Source organism: Dellaglioa sp. CoH-57-MRSF-22 (assembly GCF_056781895.1).
On sequence record NZ_JBXAXT010000002.1, the window covers coordinates 120,542 to 141,379 of the forward strand.

At 33.2% G+C, this 20,838-nt stretch carries 17 protein-coding genes; 11 read left to right on the forward strand and 6 right to left on the reverse strand.

The window, feature by feature from the left end; genetic code table 11:
- The first annotated feature begins 92 nt into the window (after window positions 1-92).
- The 5 genes from topA to AC1RPR_RS02415 all read left to right on the forward strand — a co-directional run bounded on the left by topA (window position 93) and on the right by AC1RPR_RS02415 (window position 6,509).
- Window positions 93-2,189 (forward strand): type I DNA topoisomerase, encoded by a 2,097-nt coding sequence (topA, locus tag AC1RPR_RS02395; RefSeq protein WP_481761327.1) that lies wholly within the window; start codon window positions 93-95, stop codon window positions 2,187-2,189.
- Between the two features lie 29 nt (window positions 2,190-2,218).
- Entirely contained in the window at window positions 2,219-3,526 is a 1,308-nt protein-coding gene (gene trmFO / locus AC1RPR_RS02400) for an FADH(2)-oxidizing methylenetetrahydrofolate--tRNA-(uracil(54)-C(5))-methyltransferase TrmFO (RefSeq protein WP_481761326.1), read from the forward strand.
- A 114-nt stretch (window positions 3,527-3,640) separates the two neighbouring features.
- Complete coding sequence (hslV, locus tag AC1RPR_RS02405; protein WP_409022532.1) at window positions 3,641-4,186, forward strand: HslVU peptidase proteolytic subunit; 546 nt, start codon at window positions 3,641-3,643, stop codon at window positions 4,184-4,186.
- A gap of 15 nt (window positions 4,187-4,201) precedes the next feature.
- Window positions 4,202-5,611 (forward strand): ATP-dependent protease ATPase subunit HslU, encoded by a 1,410-nt coding sequence (hslU, locus tag AC1RPR_RS02410; RefSeq protein WP_409022533.1) that lies wholly within the window; start codon window positions 4,202-4,204, stop codon window positions 5,609-5,611.
- Between the two features lie 16 nt (window positions 5,612-5,627).
- On the forward strand, window positions 5,628-6,509 hold the full coding sequence (locus tag AC1RPR_RS02415; protein ID WP_481761325.1) for an aldose 1-epimerase family protein: 882 nt from the start codon (window positions 5,628-5,630) through the stop codon (window positions 6,507-6,509).
- Between the two features lie 20 nt (window positions 6,510-6,529).
- On the opposite strand, the gene plsY is transcribed toward AC1RPR_RS02415, so the two are convergent.
- Window positions 6,530-7,153 carry a glycerol-3-phosphate 1-O-acyltransferase PlsY gene (plsY, locus tag AC1RPR_RS02420; protein WP_481761324.1) on the reverse strand — a complete coding sequence of 208 codons (624 nt, stop codon included), beginning with the start codon at window positions 7,151-7,153 and terminating at the stop codon, window positions 6,530-6,532.
- A 180-nt stretch (window positions 7,154-7,333) separates the two neighbouring features.
- Between plsY and parE the strand changes: the two genes are divergently transcribed.
- The 5 genes from parE (at window position 7,334) to AC1RPR_RS02445 (ending at window position 14,538) form a co-directional block, all read left to right on the forward strand.
- Window positions 7,334-9,352: a DNA topoisomerase IV subunit B gene (gene parE, locus AC1RPR_RS02425; RefSeq protein WP_481761323.1), complete on the forward strand. Its 2,019-nt coding sequence runs from the start codon at window positions 7,334-7,336 to the stop codon at window positions 9,350-9,352.
- 24 nt (window positions 9,353-9,376) lie between these two features.
- Window positions 9,377-11,809: a DNA topoisomerase IV subunit A gene (gene parC, locus AC1RPR_RS02430; RefSeq protein ID WP_481761409.1), complete on the forward strand. Its 2,433-nt coding sequence runs from the start codon at window positions 9,377-9,379 to the stop codon at window positions 11,807-11,809.
- A gap of 105 nt (window positions 11,810-11,914) precedes the next feature.
- Window positions 11,915-12,871 carry a LysR family transcriptional regulator gene (locus tag AC1RPR_RS02435; protein ID WP_481761322.1) on the forward strand — a complete coding sequence of 319 codons (957 nt, stop codon included), beginning with the start codon at window positions 11,915-11,917 and terminating at the stop codon, window positions 12,869-12,871.
- A gap of 16 nt (window positions 12,872-12,887) precedes the next feature.
- Complete coding sequence (locus AC1RPR_RS02440; protein ID WP_481761321.1) at window positions 12,888-13,817, forward strand: manganese-dependent inorganic pyrophosphatase; 930 nt, start codon at window positions 12,888-12,890, stop codon at window positions 13,815-13,817.
- A gap of 61 nt (window positions 13,818-13,878) precedes the next feature.
- Window positions 13,879-14,538 carry an HD domain-containing protein gene (locus tag AC1RPR_RS02445; protein WP_481761319.1) on the forward strand — a complete coding sequence of 220 codons (660 nt, stop codon included), beginning with the start codon at window positions 13,879-13,881 and terminating at the stop codon, window positions 14,536-14,538.
- A gap of 42 nt (window positions 14,539-14,580) precedes the next feature.
- Here AC1RPR_RS02445 and xerS read toward each other — a convergent pair whose 3' ends face one another.
- The 3 genes from xerS to AC1RPR_RS02460 form a co-directional block, all read right to left on the reverse strand.
- Entirely contained in the window at window positions 14,581-15,651 is a 1,071-nt protein-coding gene (gene xerS / locus AC1RPR_RS02450) for a tyrosine recombinase XerS (protein WP_409022540.1), read from the reverse strand.
- Window positions 15,652-16,273: 622 nt separating this feature from the next.
- Complete coding sequence (locus AC1RPR_RS02455) at window positions 16,274-17,140, reverse strand: DegV family protein (protein ID WP_481761318.1); 867 nt, start codon at window positions 17,138-17,140, stop codon at window positions 16,274-16,276.
- A gap of 27 nt (window positions 17,141-17,167) precedes the next feature.
- Window positions 17,168-17,587 carry a MarR family winged helix-turn-helix transcriptional regulator gene (locus AC1RPR_RS02460; protein ID WP_481761317.1) on the reverse strand — a complete coding sequence of 140 codons (420 nt, stop codon included), beginning with the start codon at window positions 17,585-17,587 and terminating at the stop codon, window positions 17,168-17,170.
- A 155-nt stretch (window positions 17,588-17,742) separates the two neighbouring features.
- Here AC1RPR_RS02460 and AC1RPR_RS02465 point away from each other — a divergent pair, with 155 nt between their 5' ends.
- Window positions 17,743-19,446, forward strand: coding sequence for an NFACT RNA binding domain-containing protein (locus AC1RPR_RS02465; protein ID WP_481761316.1), 1,704 nt, complete (start codon window positions 17,743-17,745; stop codon window positions 19,444-19,446).
- 42 nt (window positions 19,447-19,488) lie between these two features.
- Here AC1RPR_RS02465 and pyrE read toward each other — a convergent pair whose 3' ends face one another.
- Both pyrE and pyrF read right to left on the reverse strand, forming a co-directional pair.
- Window positions 19,489-20,115: an orotate phosphoribosyltransferase gene (pyrE, locus tag AC1RPR_RS02470; RefSeq protein ID WP_481761315.1), complete on the reverse strand. Its 627-nt coding sequence runs from the start codon at window positions 20,113-20,115 to the stop codon at window positions 19,489-19,491.
- A complete protein-coding gene (gene pyrF, locus AC1RPR_RS02475) occupies window positions 20,116-20,829 on the reverse strand; it encodes an orotidine-5'-phosphate decarboxylase (protein ID WP_481761408.1) in 714 nt (237 codons plus the stop codon).
- Window positions 20,830-20,838: the final 9 nt, after the last annotated feature.

A 20,838-nucleotide genomic window follows, 5' to 3' on the forward strand; every position in this document is an offset into this window, starting at 1 on the left:
CGCTTGACAAGTCTCTCTAATATGCTTTAAGATTACTAACGATTTTAAAAATGTTATTGCTTACAATATAAATACTACGAAGGAGTTCAATTATGCCAGTAACCAAAAAGAAAAAGAGAACGCCGGCAAAAAAAAATCTAGTTATTGTTGAATCACCTTCTAAGGCTAAAACAATTGAAAAATACCTAGGCAGCAACTACCATGTTGTCGCTAGTCTTGGACATATTAGAGATTTACCACGAAGTAAAATGGGAGTTGACGTTGAAAACAACTATGATCCTCATTACATTTCAATTCGTGGTAAAGGCGATGTTATTAAAAGTTTAAAAAAAGAAGCTAAAAAAGCTAAAAATGTTTATCTAGCAGCCGATCCTGATCGTGAAGGCGAGGCAATTGCATGGCATTTATCTCATATTTTAGATTTAGATATCACGGACAAAAATCGTGTTGTTTTTAATGAAATTACAAAAGATGCAGTTAAAAATGCTTTTAATGATCCTAGATCAATTGATATGAATTTAGTTGATGCACAACAAGCTCGCCGTATTTTAGATAGATTAGTTGGTTATTCAATTAGTCCTTTATTATGGGCTAAAATAAAAAAAGGCTTAAGTGCTGGTCGAGTTCAGTCTATTGCTTTGAATTTAATTATTGATAGAGAAAAAGAAATTCGTGCATTTATACCAGAGGAATACTGGACTATTGATTCTGAATTTAAAAAAGGTAAAGAGAAATTTGATGCAGCTTTTTATGGTATTAAGGGAAAGAAAAAAGCACTTCATGATAATGAAGATGTTAAAAAAGTAATGGCATTAATTGATACAAAACAAGATTTTGATATCACCGCTGTCACAAAAAAAGAACGTAAAAGATTTCCAGCTTTACCATTTACTACAAGTACAATGCAACAAGATGCTAATAGAAAATTAAACTTTCGTACAAGAAAAACGATGATGGTTGCACAACAATTATATGAAGGAATTCATCTCGGAAAACAGGGTACTGTTGGTTTAATCACTTACATGCGTACCGACTCGACTCGTGTATCTACGACTGCCAAACATGAAACTGCTCAATTTTTACACGAAAAGTATGGTGAAGATTATGCAGCTATTAAGCCACGCAAAGGTAAATTACAAGAAGGTGCACAGGACGCACATGAAGCAATTAGACCTTCCTCTGTTTTACGTACACCTGCTTCAATGAAGGATTATTTAAGTAATGATCAAATGAAGTTATATAAATTAATTTGGTCGCGATTTGTTGCCAGTCAAATGACACCAGCTGTAATGGATACAATGTCTGTATCTATTGAACAAAATGGCGTTACTTATCATACTTCTGGGTCAAAGACTAAGTTTGCAGGTTATACAAAAATTTATGAGGATAACAAAAAGACTGATAATATTTTACCGGATTTAAAAGTTGGCGATCATGTTAAGTTAGCTAAAAATCAGCCTAACCAACATTTTACTCAGCCACCTGCTAGATTCACTGAAGCAAATTTAATTAAAACACTTGAAGAAAATGGTGTTGGACGTCCATCAACGTATGCACCAACCTTGGATACTATTCAACGTCGATATTATGTGAAATTAATTGCTAAGCGTTTTGAACCAACTGAACTGGGTGAAATTGTAGATGATATGATTGAAGCTTATTTTAGTGATATTGTGAATGTTAAATTTACTGCTGAATTAGAAAAAGGTCTTGATAACATTGAAGTCGGAGACGAAAATTGGGTTAAAGTTGTTGATGATTTTTATAAACCATTTTCAAAAAATGTTGAACATGCCCAAGAAACAATTGAGAAAGTTCAAATTAAAGATGAACCAGCTGGATTTAATTGTGAAATTTGTGGGTCACCGATGGTTATTAAGATGGGCCGATATGGTAAATTTTTTGCATGTACGCGTTTTCCAGATTGTCGTAATACAAAAGCAATCGTTAAAGAAATTGGTGTAACTTGTCCATTGTGTCAGCAAGGGGAAGTAATTGAACGTAAATCTAAACGAAATCGTTTATTCTATGGTTGCTCAAGATACCCAGATTGTGAATTCGTATCATGGGATAAACCTATTGGTCGCGAATGTCCAAAATGTCAACATTATTTAATTGAGAAAAAAGTAAAAGGTGGAAAACAAGTCAAATGTAGTAATTGTGACTATGAAGAAGCGGTTCAAAAATAATTGAATCTAACTAGCAGGGGGATTATATAATGGAAAATACTAGCGTTAATGTAATCGGTGCTGGTCTTGCCGGTAGTGAAGCTGCATGGCAGATTGCCAAGCGAGGAGTTCATGTTAATTTATACGAGATGCGCCCTATCAAAATGACACCAGCGCATCATACTGAGAATTTTGCTGAACTAGTTTGTACGAATTCTTTAAGAGCTAATCAAATTACGAATGCCGTTGGTCTTTTGAAGGAAGAGATGAGACAGTTAGATTCAGTTATTATGAAGTCAGCTGACCATAATGCAATTCCGGCTGGCGGTGCGCTAGCCGTTGACCGTGATAAATTTTCTGGTGAGATAACTGATTTAGTTAAAAATCATGAAAATATTACGGTTATCAATGAAGAGTTAACTGAACTACCAAAAGGTCCAACAATTGTTGCGACAGGTCCTTTAACATCATCAGGTTTAGCAGAATCAATTAAACAATTAAATGGTAGTGAGGGACTTTATTTTTATGATGCAGCTGCACCAATTTTAGAAAAATCATCATTAAATATGGATAAAATCTACTTAAAATCACGATATGATAAAGGTGATGCTGCATACCTTAATTGTCCAATGACTAAAGAGGAATTTATAACCTTTTATAAGGCACTAATAGGGGCCGAAACTGCTGAAATGCATGATTTTGAAGATGAAAAATTTTTCGAAGGTTGTATGCCAATTGAAGAAATGGCTAGAAGAGGCGCTAAAACAATGTTATTTGGCCCTTTAAAACCAGTTGGATTAGAAGACCCTAAGACTGGTAGAACACCTTTTGCCGTTGTCCAATTGCGTCAAGACAATGCAGTCGGTGACTTATACAATATTGTTGGTTTCCAAACGCATCTTAAATGGGGCGAACAAAAGAATGTTTTCTCACTAATTCCAGGTTTAGAAAATGTTGAATTTGTTCGTTATGGTGTTATGCATCGTAATACATTTATGCGTTCTCCTGATACACTGGAACCAACATATCAGTCTAAATTTAGAAATGATTTATTTTTTGCTGGTCAAATGACAGGTGTTGAAGGCTATGTAGAAAGTGCTGCAAGTGGATTATTAGCAGGGATCAATGCCGCACATCTTGTTTTAGGAGAAGAGCTAGTCGTACTTCCTAAAACAACTGTGATGGGAGCTATGGCCCATTATATAACACATGCCAGTGGTAAACATTTTCAGCCGATGAATGCTAACTTTGGTATTATCCCTAAATTAGGCACAAAAATTCGAGATAAACAAGAAAAAAATCAAGCGGTTGCAAATCGTGCTCTAGAGCATTTAGCAATTGTTAAACCAAGTCTTTAAATATTTATGAAATATCTGATAAAATAATTGAGTTATACTTCATTGTTGTGCTACAGTAGTAGCGTTCAATGAAGTTTTTTTATACAATAAATGAGTAACATGGAGGAGTTTATTATGGCAACTGTTTCATTTCATGCAACAACAATTTGTGCCGTTAAGCATAATGGTCACTGTGCAATGGCCGGTGATGGCCAAGTCACAATGGGTGAAAAAGTTATTATGAAGGGGACTGCTAGAAAAGTTCGTCGCATATATAACGATCAAGTAGTTGTTGGTTTCGCTGGTAGCGTTGCCGACGCATTTAATCTTGAAGAACGATTTGAAAAAAAATTAAATGAATTTAGTGGTAATTTACAACGTGCAGCAGTTGAATTAGCTCAGGATTGGCGTAGTGAACAATCCTTACAAAAATTAGAAGCACTTTTGATTGTAATGAACAGTAATGAAATGTTATTAGTTTCTGGTAGTGGAGAAGTAATTGAACCTGACGATGACATTTTAGCAATCGGATCTGGCGGAAATTTTGCTTTGTCTGCTGCAAAGGCACTTAAGCATCATACAACTGATATGTCAGCTAAAGAAATTGCTGAGGCATCAATTAATATTGCCGGTGATATTGATATTTTTACTAACCATCATGTCATCTCAGAAGAATTATAGAAAGCGGGTAAATTTATGACTATAAGTGATAAAACACCAAAACAGATTGTTACAGAACTAGATCAATACGTTATCGGTCAAAATGATGCAAAAAAGGCCATTGCTGTTGCATTACGTAATAGATATCGTCGGATGCAACTTTCTGAATCAATGCAAAAAGATGTTACACCTAAAAATTTAATGATGATTGGGCCAACTGGTGTAGGTAAAACTGAAATTGCTCGTCGTTTGGCAACAATGCTTGAAGCACCATTTATTAAAGTTGAAGCAACAAAATTCACTGAAGTTGGTTACGCTGGACGTGATGTTGAATCAATGGTACGTGACTTGGTTGACGTGTCAATTAAATTAGAAGAAGATGCTCAATATGGCCGTGTTTCAGGCGCAGCTGAACGTATGGCTGATAAACGACTTGTAAAACTTCTAGTTCCAGGTATTAAAAAACAAAAAAAAGCCGAGAATGTTAATCTTATGCAAATGATGTCTCAAATTCAAAAAGGTCAAATACCTGCCGGATTAGATGCAAAAGATGAAGAGGAGGTCACTGACGACATTAGAAATGAACGACTATCTGTATCGGAACAACTAAGTCGTGGTTTATTAGAAAATAACGAAGTGACAATTAAAGTTGATGAACCTAAACAGCCTTCTGGTATGAATGGCATGATGGGACAAATGGGCATCGACTTAGGAGATACCTTAAGTGCATTAACACCAACACGCCAAGTAGAAAGAACGTTAACCGTAGCAGAAGCCCGTAAAATTTTAATTCGTGAAGAATCAAAAAAATTAGTTAATGTAGCAGATATCAATCAAGCTGCAATTGAACGTGCTGAAAACACTGGAATTATTTTTATTGATGAAATTGATAAAATTACTTCAAAATCTCAAAAAAATAGTGGTGAAGTTTCTAGAGAAGGCGTACAACGTGATATTTTACCAATTGTTGAAGGCTCTCAAATTTCAACTAAATATGGTGTTATTAATACTGATCATATCTTGTTTATTGCATCAGGTGCTTTTCATGAAAGTAAACCTAGCGATTTAATTGCTGAACTTCAAGGTCGTTTCCCAATTCGAGTTGAATTAGATGATTTGAGCCAAGCAGATTTTGTTAAAATTCTTACAGAACCTCATAATGCCTTAATTAAACAATATATTGCTTTAATTGGCACTGATAATATTAATGTGACATTTACAATTGAAGCAATTGAGAAAATATCTGAAATTGCTTACAACGTTAACCACGATACTGAAAATATTGGTGCACGCAGACTGCATACAATTCTTGAAAAATTACTTGAAGATTTACTATTTGAGGGTCCAGATATGCAAATGGGTGACATAACAATTACTGAAAGTTATGTTGAAGACAAAATTGGTAACATCGTTGCTGATAAAGATCTTAGTCGTTATATTTTATAGGATAGGGTGAACTAAAATGACAGTTGAACTTAAAAATGATTTCATCACAGTCAAAATTGCTGAACAAGGTGCTGAATTAATCAGTATTACCGGAAATGACACATCTATTGAATATATTTGGCAAGCAGATAAACAATACTGGGGTAGACATGCCCCAGTATTGTTTCCATTTGTTGGGCGTTTAAAAAATGATGAATATGCGTATGATCATAAAACATATAAAATGGGTCAACATGGCTTTGCCCGTGACATGCTTTTTACAGTGGTTTCTAAAAGTAAAACATCAGTTGTTCTGGAATTAGGTTCATCCCCAGAAACAATCTCAAAGTATCCGTTTAATTTTAGATTGAGATTACATTACATTTTAACTAATCATCAAATAAAAGTAATTTACGATGTTTATAACCCCGATGAAAATCCTTTGTTATTTTCTATCGGAGGACACCCAGCATTTAACGTACCACTTAAAAATGCTTATTTAAATCTAGAAAATTATCAAATTGAAGTGGCACCAAATGTTGAAAGACGTCAAATTCCACTAGTTGGACCTTTTAGCGATATCGAAAATGCAAAATCAGTTAAGTTCAACGAACCTATTAAGTTATCTCGCGAAACATTCAAAAATGATGCCTTAATTTACGAATTGAAACAACTAGAAACGACTATCTTACTTTCAACACCTGAAGATGATCATGGTGTTTCCGTGACATTAAATGGTGCAGATTACGTTGGTATCTGGTCGAAATATCCTGAAAATTCACCATTTGTTTGTATTGAACCATGGTGGGGAGTAGCTGATAATATTGAATCTACTGGTAATTTATCAGATAAAAGTAATATTTATACGTTAGAAAAAAATAAATCGTTCGAAGGTTCGTATGAAATCACAGTATTTTAAAAAAAAAATCGATGAAATAATCATCGATTTTTTTTATTTCGTAAATATAATCCAAGACCAAAAGGTACCATACTCTCAGTACCATTTAAAATACGTTTTATGTTGTCTCTATGTTTATAAATAACAAATATAGTCAAAATACCTGCAATACTAGTTAATAACCAATCTTGAAATAATATCGCTGTTATCGTAATACCAATAAATCCAATGACACTTGCAACACTTACCATACTCGTTAAAAGTATTAAAGAAATAAACATGGTACAAGCGATAAGAAAAAATAGCGGATTATACGGTAATAAAATACCCGCACCAGTAGCAACTGCCTTACCACCTTTAAATCCAGTAAATATTGAGAATGTATGTCCAGCTACTGCACCTACACCAATTAGTAAAGGACTAACGGTTGATGCGACCCCAAACATATAAGGGAGGCTTGCAGCTATAATTCCTTTTGATATATCCATCACTAAGACAACAGTCCCTGCTTTTGGTCCAAGAACTCGATAAGTATTAGTTGTACCAACATTACCACTACCAAAATTTCTGATATCCTTTTGATAAAAATATTTTCCAATCCAAACCCCTGATGGAATTGATCCTAAAATATAAGCGATAATCAACATTAATATGATTGTACCCATGATAATTCACTCCTTTCAGCCAGTAAATCCAATAAGTAGTATTTTAACATTCTTTTAAGAAGACACCAAAATTTTTTATAAAATAGAACATCTATTCGGATTTCTCTTTACATTTTAAAAAAGAATAGGTTATTATAGTAACGTTACTGTAGGAATACAGAGTAAGGGGCGTTTAACTGAATGACTAATCAAAATAAAACAAAATACAATGATGATTCAATTCAAGTTCTTGAAGGACTAGAAGCAGTTAGAAAACGACCTGGTATGTATATTGGGTCGACAGATGGCAAGGGATTACATCATCTTGTCTACGAGATTGTTGATAACGCAGTTGATGAAGCCTTGTCAGGATATGGTTCACAAATCGACGTTACAATCCACAGTGATAACAGTATTACTGTTGTAGATTATGGTCGTGGTATGCCTATTGGTATGCATGCATCAGGAATACCAACTGTTGAAGTTATCTTCACTGTCTTACATGCTGGTGGAAAATTTGGCCAAGGCGGATATAAAACGTCTGGTGGACTACATGGCGTTGGCGCAAGTGTCGTTAACGCATTATCTTCATCATTAACAGTTGATACCGTTCGTGATGGTATTCGTTATGAAGAAAAGTTTAAAAATGGTGGGCATCCAGTTGGGACTTTAAAAAAATTAGGTGCAACTAAACGAGCAAATGGAACAACAGTAACTTTTAAACCCGATGAAAGTATTTTTTCAACTACAATTTATAAGTATGATATTTTAGCTGAAAGATTAAAAGAGTCTGCCTTTTTATTACGTGGTGTCAAAATTGTTTTAACAGATGAAAGAACTGATAAACAAGATATCTATCATTTTGAAGAAGGTATTAAAGAATTCGTTGCTTATTTAAACGAAGACAAAGATACACTTGGCGAAGTGATGTATTTTGATGGCATTAAAGATAAAATTGAAGTAGAAGTTGCAGCACAATATAATGATGGCTACTCAGAAAACTTAATGTCCTTTGTTAATAACGTTCGGACAAAAGATGGTGGTACACATGAAGCAGGAATGAAGTCTGCTTGGACAAAAGCATTTAACGAATATGCCAGAAAATTAGGTCTTTTAAAAGATAAAGATCGTAATTTAGAAGGTAGTGATGTTCGAGAGGGCCTTTCAGGAGTCATTTCAGTGCGAATACCTGAAGAGTTATTGCAATTCGAAGGACAAACGAAGGGTAAATTAGGTACACCCGAAGCAAGATCTATCGTCGATAGCGTTCTGAGTGAAAAACTTGGGTTTTATTTGATGGAAAATGGTGAGTTTGCACAAGAACTTGTTAGAAAATCAATTAAAGCTAGAGAGGCTCGAGAAGCAGCTCGTAAGGCTCGTGATGATTCAAGAAATGGGAAAAAGAAAAAGAAAAATGATCGCTTATTATCTGGGAAATTAACACCTGCACAATCGAAAAACGCTAAGAAAAATGAGTTGTTTTTAGTCGAAGGTGATTCTGCCGGTGGTTCAGCTAAACAAGGTCGTGAACGCAAATTCCAAGCCATTCTACCTTTACGTGGTAAGGTATTGAATACTGAAAAGGCAAAATTACAAGATATTTTAAAAAATGAAGAAATTAATACAATGATTTATACAGTTGGCGCAGGTGTTGGTGCTGAATTTAAGCTCGAAGACAGTAACTACGATAAAATTATTATCATGACTGATGCTGATACTGATGGTGCGCACATCCAAACCTTATTATTGACATTTTTCTATAAATATATGCGTCCACTAATTGATGCTGGGAAAATCTATATTGCTTTACCACCTTTATATAAAATTCAAAAAGGAACGGGTAAAAAAATAGAGAGTATCTATGCTTGGACCGATGAAGAGCTTGATAAAGCAACAACAAAAATTGGACGTGGTTACAACCTACAACGATTTAAAGGTCTGGGCGAAATGAATGCAGATCAATTATGGGAAACAACTATGGATCCAATGACAAGAACTTTAGTTAGAATTCGAATTGATGATCCTGCACTTGCTGAAAAAAGAGTGACAACCTTAATGGGCGACAAGGTAGAACCTCGTCGAAATTGGATTGAAGAAAATGTTCAATTTTCACTTGAAGAGGACGGTAGTATCCTTGATAAGGTATCAAGTAAACAAGTTACTGATTTAAAAAATGAAGAAGATTTAACATTATTTGAAGATCAAACAACGACTGACTAAGGAAGGAGGATTATTAATTTGGCTATAGAAAAAGATACATCAAAAATTCAAGAGCTGACCTTAGAAGATGTTATGGGTGAACGATTTGGTCGTTATTCTAAATATATTATTCAAGAACGTGCTTTACCTGATATACGTGATGGCCTAAAACCTGTTCAACGTCGTATTTTATACGCAATGAATCAAGATGGTAACACATATGATAAAGGGTTTAGAAAATCTGCTAAATCTGTCGGAAATGTTATGGGTAATTTTCATCCTCATGGAGATAGCTCAATTTACGAAGCTATGGTCCGTATGAGTCAAAACTGGAAATTACGAACACCATTAATTGAAATGCACGGAAATAATGGGTCAATGGATGGTGATTCTCCTGCCGCAATGCGTTACACAGAAGCTCGTACAAGTAAAATTGCGACTGAAATGCTACGTGATATTGAAAAAGAAACGGTTGATTTCGTATTGAATTTTGATGATACGGAGTATGAACCAACTGTTTTACCAGCAAGATTTCCTAATTTGTTAGTAAATGGTGCAACGGGAATTTCAGCTGGGTATGCAACTGAAATTCCACCTCATAATTTAAGCGAGGTTGTTGATGCCGTTGTTTATTTAATTGGTCATCCAAATGCGACTTTAGATAAATTAATGTCATTCGTTAAGGGCCCCGATTTTCCAACCGGTGGTATTTTACAAGGACTATCCGGCATCCAGAGTGCTTATAAAACGGGGCGTGGTAAAGTAGTCGTTCGTTCTAGAACTGAGATTCAAGAACTAAAGGGTGGTAAAACACAAATTATTATTTCAGAAATTCCATACGAAGTGAATAAAGCTGTTCTTGTTAAAAAGATGGATGAAATTCGCTTATTAAAAAAAGTTGATGGGATTGCTGAAGTTCGAGATGAAAGTGATCGTGAAGGACTACAAATTGCAATTGAATTAAAACGCAACGTCAATGCACAAGGTATTTTAAATTATTTATTTAAAAATACTGATTTACAAATTTCGTATAATTTCAATATGGTTGCAATTAACCATCAACGACCTGAGTTAGTTGGCTTAAAAAAATTCTTATCTTCGTACTTAGAGTATCAATTAAGTGTTACGAAAAAAAGAACTGAATTTGATTTAAAAAAGGCTGAGTCTCGTCAACATATCGTTGAAGGGTTAATTAAAGCTTTATCAATTTTAGATAAAGTAATTAAAGCAATCCGTGCAAGTAAAGATAAAAAGAGTGCTAAATTAAGCTTAATGGATCTGTTCGATTTCACAGAAAAACAAGCTGAAGCAATTGTTTCATTACAACTGTACCGCTTGTCTAATACAGATGTGACTGCGCTTGAAAAAGAAAATGCAGAGCTTGCTGCAAAAATTATTGATTACAAAGCAATATTGGCAGATCCTAGTAAGTTATCTGATGTTGTGAAAAAAGAGCTTAAACAAGTATCTAAAGAATATGCCACACCTCGACTAACTGAAATTCAAGAACATATTGAAGACATTAAGATTGAAACAGCAGTTTTAGTAACTCCCGAAGATGTTCAAGTATTAGTTAGCCGTGATGGTTATCTCAAACGTAGCTCATTACGGTCATTTAACGCCTCAGGAGTAAATGAGAATGGTTTGAAAAACGAAGATCAAATTGTATTTAATGAATCTGTTAACACATTAGATCATCTATTTATGTTTACAAATAAGGGAAATATGATTTACCGTCCAATTCATGAAATAACTGAGGCAAAGTGGAAAGATACTGGGGAACATATTTCACAAACTATTGGATTAGATACTGATGAATATTTAATTAAAGCATTTTCTTTCAAAAAAGTGAATGTCCCTGGTAAATTTGTTTTTGCAACTAAAAATGGATTCATTAAACAAACACTGGTTTCCGACTTACAACCCGGACGAACTTATAAAGGTCATGCAAGTAAATTCATGAAATTGAAGGAAGCTAACGATGATGTTATCTTGATTTCATACTTGAAAGAAACGGATGACTCGTTATTCATTTTTAGTGCTTCACATGATGGGTATGGATTAAAGTATCCTCTCGAAGAAGTTCCTGTTGTCGGATCTAAAGCAGCTGGTGTAATCGCGATGAATCTTAAGAAGGATGATTATGTTGCCGCTACTTGTTTAGTAACTGAACATAGTCAGATTGGATTATTAACACAGCGCGGTTCATTTAAGCGTATGGCTGTATCAGAAGTGAGCTCGACAAGTAGGGCGAAACGTGGCGTTCTTGTTCTTAGAGAGCTTAAGAAGGAACCTCATAGAGTCGTTGGCATGAAACTCATTACTAAAGATGTGAATTTAAATGCCCTTACTGAAAGTGGCAATGAATTTATTATCGAACCAATGTCATATCCGCTATCTGATAGATATTCAAATGGTTCATTTGTTATTGATACAGAACAATTAGGAATACCTAATAATTTAAATGAGATTAATTAATAATTAAATTGTTAAAAAAAGGCAAATTTGTTTGCTCTTTTTTTTTATTACGCTTATTATACTAATATGACTATTAATTTCTAGAACTGAGGAGATCACGCTAATATGAAAACAAAGCAAGAAAATATATTTTCATCAAAAACGTTAACATATTTTTTACAGCTTGCAGATATAATGAATTATACGCAAGCAGCCCAAATATTAGGAATCACACAACCTGCATTAACACAGCAAATTAAAAAATTAGAAAGAACAGTTGGTGCACCACTTTTTTATTCTGTTGGTAAAAAATTACATCTTTCTGATGCTGGCTATACAATGCTAGATGCAACACACCAAATCTATGAAACATTAAATAAAGCAACGAATGAAATTCAACAATCAACAAGTGCAACACAAGGAGAAATTACTATCGGGATTTTGGCTTCAATCGAAGACGAAGTGTTTGATGATTTTGTTATCCAGTACTATAAAAATAATCCAGATATTATTGTGTCATTCCATTTACTAACGCGTAAAGAAATTTGGAGTGAACTTGAGAATAATAAAATTGATTTAGCTATTATGTATCTTCCAGATGAAAGTATTAAAAACTGGAAACCATACGAAAGTAAGAAAATCTTTACTGAAGATTTATTGTTTTTACATCATAATGAAAAGTTATCTTCTAAAAAGAAAGTTAGACTTCAAGAAACAATTGATAATGTTTGGGTCACTTATCCAAGTGATTATTATCTTGATAAAACAATTAAAACAATTTATCAAAATCAATTAGTTAACCTGCCAAAGAGTGTTGCTAGATTTACATCACCCACACAGATTTTAAAATTTGCTCGTGCAACACATGCTTATTCAGCATTACCAACTTCATTTTTAACGGCTCATCCTGAAAGCAAAGACCTTTGGACATCTCATTTTGATCCAGAAATAAAATTTGATTTGTCATTTGTCTTTAGAAAAGATAAAGATGAAATTCCTAGAAATGAACATTTTTTAAATGCATTTGATAAATTTTTAGAAGAAAAAGATTACATGACTCGACTTAAAGAAATTAACAAATAAAAAGGAGATTATAATAATGACTAAACAATTAATTTTTGGACATCAAAGTCCTGATACAGACGCAGTTGTAGCTGCTAAAGCATTCTCATATCTACAAAATAAATTAGGTTTCGATACTGAAGCCGTTACCTTAGGAACATTAAGTGAAGAAACAAAATTTGTTTTAGATTACTTTAATGAACCTGAACCAAGAATTATTGAAACAGCTAAAAATGAGGTTGAATCAGTTATGTTAGTTGATCATAATGAATCTCAACAAAGTGTTTCTGATATCGCTGATCTTGTTGTAACAGACGTTGTCGATCATCATCGTATTGCTAATTTCACAACCAATATGCCTCTTAATTTCCGCGCAGAGGCTGTCGGTTGTTCAAGTACCATCCTATGGAAAATGTTTAATGAAAACAATATTGAAATTCCTGCTAATATTGCAGGATTAATGATGTCAGCTATTATTTCTGATACATTGTTATTCAAATCACCTACAACGACTCCAGTTGATATTGAAGCAACTAAAGCACTTTCTAAAATTAGTAACACTGATTACAATGTATACGGATTAGATATGTTAAAAGCTGGAACTAATTTATCTAGCAAAACTGAAACAGAATTGATTAACGGAGATGCCAAATCTTTTGATATGGCTGGTAAAACAGTACGTGTTGCTCAAGTTAATACCGTTGATTTAGAAGAAGTTTTTAACCGTGAAGCTGCACTAGTTTCAGCGATTGAAGATGATAGTAAAGCTAATAATTATGATTTATTCTTACTATTAGTTACAAATATCCTAGACAGTGATTCAGAACTATTAGTTGTTGGAGAACCTAAAGAAATGGTTGAAAAAGCCTTCAACACAAAACTTTCTGATAACAAATTGTCATTACCTGGTGTTGTTTCAAGAAAAAAACAAGTTGTTCCTCAATTACAAGCTGTTTTTGAAGCTTAATAAAAAATCTTAAAAGTTTAGACTTTATCTCTAAGCTTTTTTATTTTAAGGAGAATTTAGGATGCTACCTGAAGAACAAATTCAAGCAGTTAAAATATATACGCAAAATAAATTAGCGTCAGATACTTCTGGACATGACTTTGCTCATATTGAACGAGTCGTTACAAATTCAAAAACGATTGCCTCAGAAATTCATAATATCAATTATTTAATAATTGTTCTTAGTAGTTATTTACATGACGTAATTGATGATAAAGTAGTCGATAATGTTAAAGAAGAAGTAACTAATTTAACAAATTTTTTAACATCTATTGATTTAACTTCACTTCAAATTAATGATATTTTAATAATTATTAAATCAATTTCTTTTAAAAACCAATTGAACGATAATACTATTAACTTGCCCGAAGAAGCAAAAGTTGTTCAAGATGCTGATCGATTAGATGCAATTGGTGCTGTCGGTATTGCTAGAACTTTTTATTACGGTGGACATGTTGGCAGTAAAATATATGATCCACATCGTGGTCCAAGAAGAAATATGACCCCAGAAGAATACAGGAATATTGAGAATCAAACGGTCATTAACCATTTCTACGAAAAGTTATTGACACTTACAGAAACAATGAACACTGAACCAGGAAAACGAATGGCTAAAAATAGACATCAAATTATGTTAGATTTCCTTGAGAATTTCAAATCTGAATGGGAAGGAAAGTCATAAAATAAAAACGATTAACTCAATATCGAGTTAATCGTTTTTATTTTATAATTTATTAATAGCATTCCGTTGTTCTTCATCAATCATATGGGTATATAACGCAGTTGCACTTGTCGAACTCTGACCCAATTGTGTTGCTACAAGTTGTTCATTCTTCGTCTCTAGGTACAATTTAGAAGCGAGTGTATGGCGTAGTTTATGCGGCGTAACACGGACTTTAAATGCAGATGAGTACTTGGCTACCAATTTTTCAATTGTACCACTCTCAATGCGTTTTCCAATTCCACGATATGATGAACAAAATAGGGCTTTTTCCATTTTATCTACTTTATAGTTCATTGTACGCACTTCAATATATTTAACAAGATAGGGGATTACCCACGGTGCAATTGGCACAGTATCCTTCTTGCCACCTTTTCGAATGACGGTAATATTATTTGTTTTTAAATTTAAATCAGGTAGGTCACTATTTGCAACTTCTGAAACCCGTAAACCACTACCTAGCATTAAAGCGTTAATAGCAATATCGCGATCTTTATCCCGTTTGAAAAAGGAAAGACCTTTAGGCTTTAACAAATCGGCATATTTTTGATCAATAAAGTTAATATAATCACGATCTTCAGTTCCAAGCATTAATTTATCTTTAATATTTGCTGCACGTGTAGCAAACGTTTCGTTATCTTTTACGACAGTAATTTTTTTCATCACATTACGATAAAAATATGGCTCTCCATCTTCTTTTTCCGTTTCTTCAGAAAGATACCTGAACAATGAAGAAATCGCTGTTAGAGAACGATTTACAGTGCTCCTAGAGAGTTGTGTGTTGCTATTTGCATTATTTGATTTACTTCTAGAAAGTAGGGAGGATTTATATAGTTCCATATCTTCCTTTTTTAAATGTTCTAAAACACTAATATCGATTGTCTTAATTGATTTTTCGTTAACAATACCTTCTGCCAGTAACCAATCAAAAAAACGTCTAAACTCTGTTAAATATTGATATAACGTTGCATTGGATAGGGGGATTGTAGATTTAGATTGATAGTATTCCTGCGCATACCAAGGTTGGTACTGTAATTCATTCTCAATTAATTCTAAATATTTTTCTTTTCTCAAAAATACACCTCATTATAACGGATAGTTTAATACGTAGAGAATAACACATTAAAGAGTTACAATTCAACTTTAATGAAAGTTGAACGCAAAATGTTCTTATATCAAACAGTATGATACATATTATTTAAAATTAGTGTTTATTCACAAAATAACTAATATATTTAATACTTTAGATTTTAAGTAATCCTTATATAGCTAATACCATAATTTGGCAAATTATGGTCGTCATGCTTGATATGTATCTACAAATATTAGTGTTAATTATATAATTTATTGGAGAATAATAATTGTAAATATATTTTATGATGAACAAATTATATTTACATAAAATAAAATGAGCGAGATACAAATACAAAACGAATGATAATTTAAATAGACTTGTTTAAAATCAGTAAGATATTGCGCTACTAAACTTTCATTAAATTGTGTGTTTTAACTAAAGTTGGATAGTGTTAATATGATAAGTCTCAATTTACCACTCATTTGATGCTTTTAAACTTTATCTATTAACTTAAAATTATTTTCTCCGACATACTATTATCTAGTCACAGTTACATCTTAATTATTATTTGAAAACAAAAAACTAACAACCGATTAAACCGGTTGTTAGTTTTAATAACTCTTAAGCTTGATCAAAGTCTTTAATCCACGCTAATGCTAATGCTTTTTCACCTAAATGTGTCCCAATGACTGGTCCAAAGTAACTGATATCAAATGTCATATCAGGATATTTCTTCTTCATTTTAGTCTGCCACTTAATTGCTGACGTTTCATCATTTGCATGAATAATAAGTCCACGTAAAGGATAATCAACAGATGCACGATGCTCTTCAAATAAATCTTCTACACGCTTAATTGCCTTCTTAGTTGATCTAATCTTTTCAAATGCAACAATTTTATTTGAAACACTATCAAATGTTAAAATTGGCTTAATTTTAAGAACACTTCCAATAAAGGCTGAAGCATTAGACAAACGACCGCCTCGTACAAGATTTTGCAAATCATCAACAATGAAATATTCACCTAACGTTGTCTTCAAATCATCTAATCGGGCAATGATATCATCGATAGAGGCATCTTCTTTAGCCATTTTAGCAGCTTCCAAAGCTAAATATCCCATTAACATAACTGTGATACCAGAATCATACGGTATCACACGAGTTGACTCAATTGTTGGTGCTATATTTTTTAAATTATCAATAAATCCTGAAATTGTATTTGTTAAATGAATACTTAAAATAATATCATAGCCTTCGCTACCTAATTTATCATATAAGTTAATCATTTCCCCAACAGAAGGCTGTGAGGTACTTGGAAAGGATGCAGATGTCTTTAATTTTTCATAGAATCCTTCAGTTGTAATATCAACGCCTTCATTATAAATTTTATTGTCAATAATGACTGGGATAGGAATTATAGTAATATTGTTCTCTTCAATCTGATCTTTAGATAGGTACGAAGTACTATCTGTTACAATTGCTATTTTCATTAATTAAACACCTCATTTTATGACGGTTTAAACGTCAGTCCTCGTTAGACTTTTGTCTAAGCGATTTAATAATATTCTTAATAAATTTTGTTCATCTTCTGGCCACTTTTCAAAAATAGTTGCTTCAAGTTCAGTAAAACCTTTATCAACTGCTTTTGACGACTCAACGCCGATTTCAGTCATTGTATAAATCAATTGGCGTTTATCGTCACCGATACTATGCTTATCAAGCATTTCTTTTTCAACTAAGCGTTTTAATTGTCGACTTAGTGTTGAGATATCTAGATCTGTTTCTACGGCCAATTTTTCCTGTGTGTTAAATTTAGCACTTATTTTCTTTAATAACTGCCACTCAGATATTGTTAATTGATTTTTTTTAGTTAAACGTTGTAAAATCACTTTATACTGTTTATCAATTGATAGTAAGTTTTCAAGACTTGTTTTCATTTTGTTGACCCCTTAAATTCGATATACCTTGCATTATACAATATATAGACTAAAAATGGCAAGAAAACTATTCAATAATGATTCTTTGCGATTTATCGTTTAAAACGTTACACTTGTAGTTATTAAACATATTTTATAGAAAGTGAGTTGATTAAATGTCATTTGATGGCGTTTTTACTCATGCAATGATTAGTGAACTAAGAACCAAACTAATCGGTGGTCGGGTCTCAAAAATATCACAACCCTACCCTAATGAGGTTATTATTACAATTCGTGCAAATAGAAAGAATCAACCCTTACTATTATCTGCACATTCAAGTTATGCTCGTGCACAAATTACAAATATTCCCTATTCAAATCCTAAAACACCAACTAATTTTACTATGATGCTTCGTAAATATTTAGAGAGCGGTCAACTTGTAGCAATTGATCAGATTGCTAATGATCGTATTATTAATTTTTCATTTTTAACTAGAAATGAACTTGGTGATGAACAACCTCTAATTTTAAGTTTAGAAATGATGGGACGTTATAGTAATTGTCTACTAATTAATCCAACTAATGATAAGGTTTTGGATACCATTAAACATATTAGTTCAGACCAAAATCGATATCGTATGCTAATACCTGGTGCAACCTATCGTCAGCCACCAGCTCAAGATAAATTAAATCCATTTACAGATACAACTGATACATTTAAAAAACTTTTATCCGAGTTTCCAAATAAGGAAGTCCTAGCGAAGGAACTTCAAAATAGCTATCAAGGTCTCGCTGGTCAATCTAGTTTAGATCTTGCAACTGCACTTCATACTAATGTTGAAGACCCTAGTGTCAGCTGGTCAACTTTCTTCACACAATTTGATACACCGACACCAACTATTTTATCTGGCAAACGTCTTGATTTTTCGGCCATTCCAAATAAAGAAATTGGTACTGGTCAAGAATTCGATTCATTAAGCGAAATGCTGGATACTTACTATCTCGATAAAGCAAATAAAGACCGCGTTCAACAACAAGGTAGCCATTTAATCCGCGTTGTTAAAAATGAGCTCAAAAAGAACCGTGGTAAACAAAAAAAATTAGAAAAAACTTTAAAAAATACTGAAACAGCGGATCAATTACGGGTCCAAGGTGAATTATTAACTACTTATCTTCACTTAGTTAAACAAGGAATGACAGAAGTTTCATTACCTAATTTCTATGATAATGAAAAAGAAATGACCATTCAATTATCCAATCAAATTTCACCTTCAAAAAATGCACAAAAATATTTTAAAAAATATCAAAAACAAAAGAATGCAGTTATATTTGTTAATGAGCAACTTCTCCTAAATAAAAAAGAAATTGCTTACTTAGAAGAAATTCAATCAGAAATCGAGTTAGCTGAACCTAAAGACTTACCAGATATTAAGGTTGAATTACAACAACAAGGTTTATTAAAAGAACAAAAATTGAATAAAAATAAAAAAGCAATTAAAATTAAAATAAGTAAACCAGATGAATATTATGCAACAGATGGAACCCTTATCTCTGTTGGTAAGAATAATCTTCAAAATGATCAACTAACCATGAAGACAGCCAATAAATCTGACATCTGGCTACATGCTAAAAACATTCCTGGTTCCCATGTAATTATTCACAGTTCTAATCCTAGTGATGAAACAGTCACAGAAGCGGCTAACTTAGCTGCTTATTTCTCAAAATATCGTCAATCAGCATCTGTTCCAGTAGATTATATCCAAGTTAAACGGATTAAAAAGCCCAATGGCTCAAAGCCAGGTTTTGTTGTCTACGAAGGTCAAAACTCAACCTTTATTACACCAGACTTACAAAAAATTATGGCTATGCGTCGTAAATAAAAAGTTTCAACTAAGAAATTATTCTTAGTTGAAACTTTTTTACTATAACCAATTACTTGGATTGATACGCCATTTATCCAATAATAATTTTTCATCAGAATTAATTTTTTCTTGTTCCTTAGCTACTTTAATAAGTGTTGAATAATTAGTTAATGTCTCAAAAGGTGTTTTAATATCAGCAAAATTTGTCGTACTTGCCGCTAGTTCATAACTAAAAATACCGATGACACCTAGAACATCAGCGCCTTCATTTTTTGCTGCATTAACTGCTTGAATAACACTTCCACCAGTTGAAATGAGATCATCAATTAAAATAGTTTTTTGTCCTTTGATTAATCGTCCTTCAATTTGTTGACCAGTACCATGATCTTTAGGCTTTGTTCTAACATAAATTAACGGTAAATTTAATTCATTAGCAATCCATGCTGCATGGGGTATTCCTGCAGTTGCCGTTCCTGCAATTACCTCTGTATCAGGATATTTTTCACGAATAATACCTGCTATGCCTTTAGCGATTCTAGTACGAATTTCAGGATAACTAATCGTTAACCGATTATCACAATAAATTGGACTTTTTAGTCCACTTGCCCAAATAAACGGCTTCTTTGGCGATAAAGTTACGGCACCAATCTCTAATAAATCACTGGCAACTGTCTCTGCTAAATTCATTTAAGCTTCCTCCCACATTTTTTTGATTGCTTGGTAAGCAGCAAACGGATCTACTGCTTGCGTTATTGATCGTCCGACAACGATGGCGCTACTTTGATTTCTTTTTGCAGCAGCTGGTGTCATTACTCTTTTTTGATCACTTACTGCCTGCCCTTCCAATCGTATTCCAGGTGTGACTGCCAAAAAGTTTTTGGAAGTTGCTTCCTTAATTATTTTAGCTTCTTGTGCTGAACAAACAACACCCGCTAATCCAGCTAATTCTGTTAACTTAGCGTAATTAACGACACTTTCAATTAATGGTCGTTCAACCAATTGTTCCGTTTCTAGTTGTTCTTGGCTGGTAGAAGTTAATTGTGTAATTGCGATTATTTTCGGCATTTTTATTGAGGAATTACCTTGGTCTAATCCATCTAATGCATATTTCATCATTTCAACGCCACCAGCCGCATGGACTGTTGTTAATGAAATACCTAGTCGACTTAAACTGGTCATAGTTTGCCGAACAGTATTTGGAATATCATGACATTTTAAATCAAGAAAAATGTCATGCCCCTGATCAATTAATTCTTCAACAAAACGAGTTCCTTCACTGTAAAACAATTCCATACCAACTTTAACAAATAGTTGTTCATCTTGAGGAAATAACTGTAAAAAATCTGTCGTTTGCATTCTATTCTGAAAATCTAAAGCAATGATAGGTCGATTAATCATTATCTACTCCCC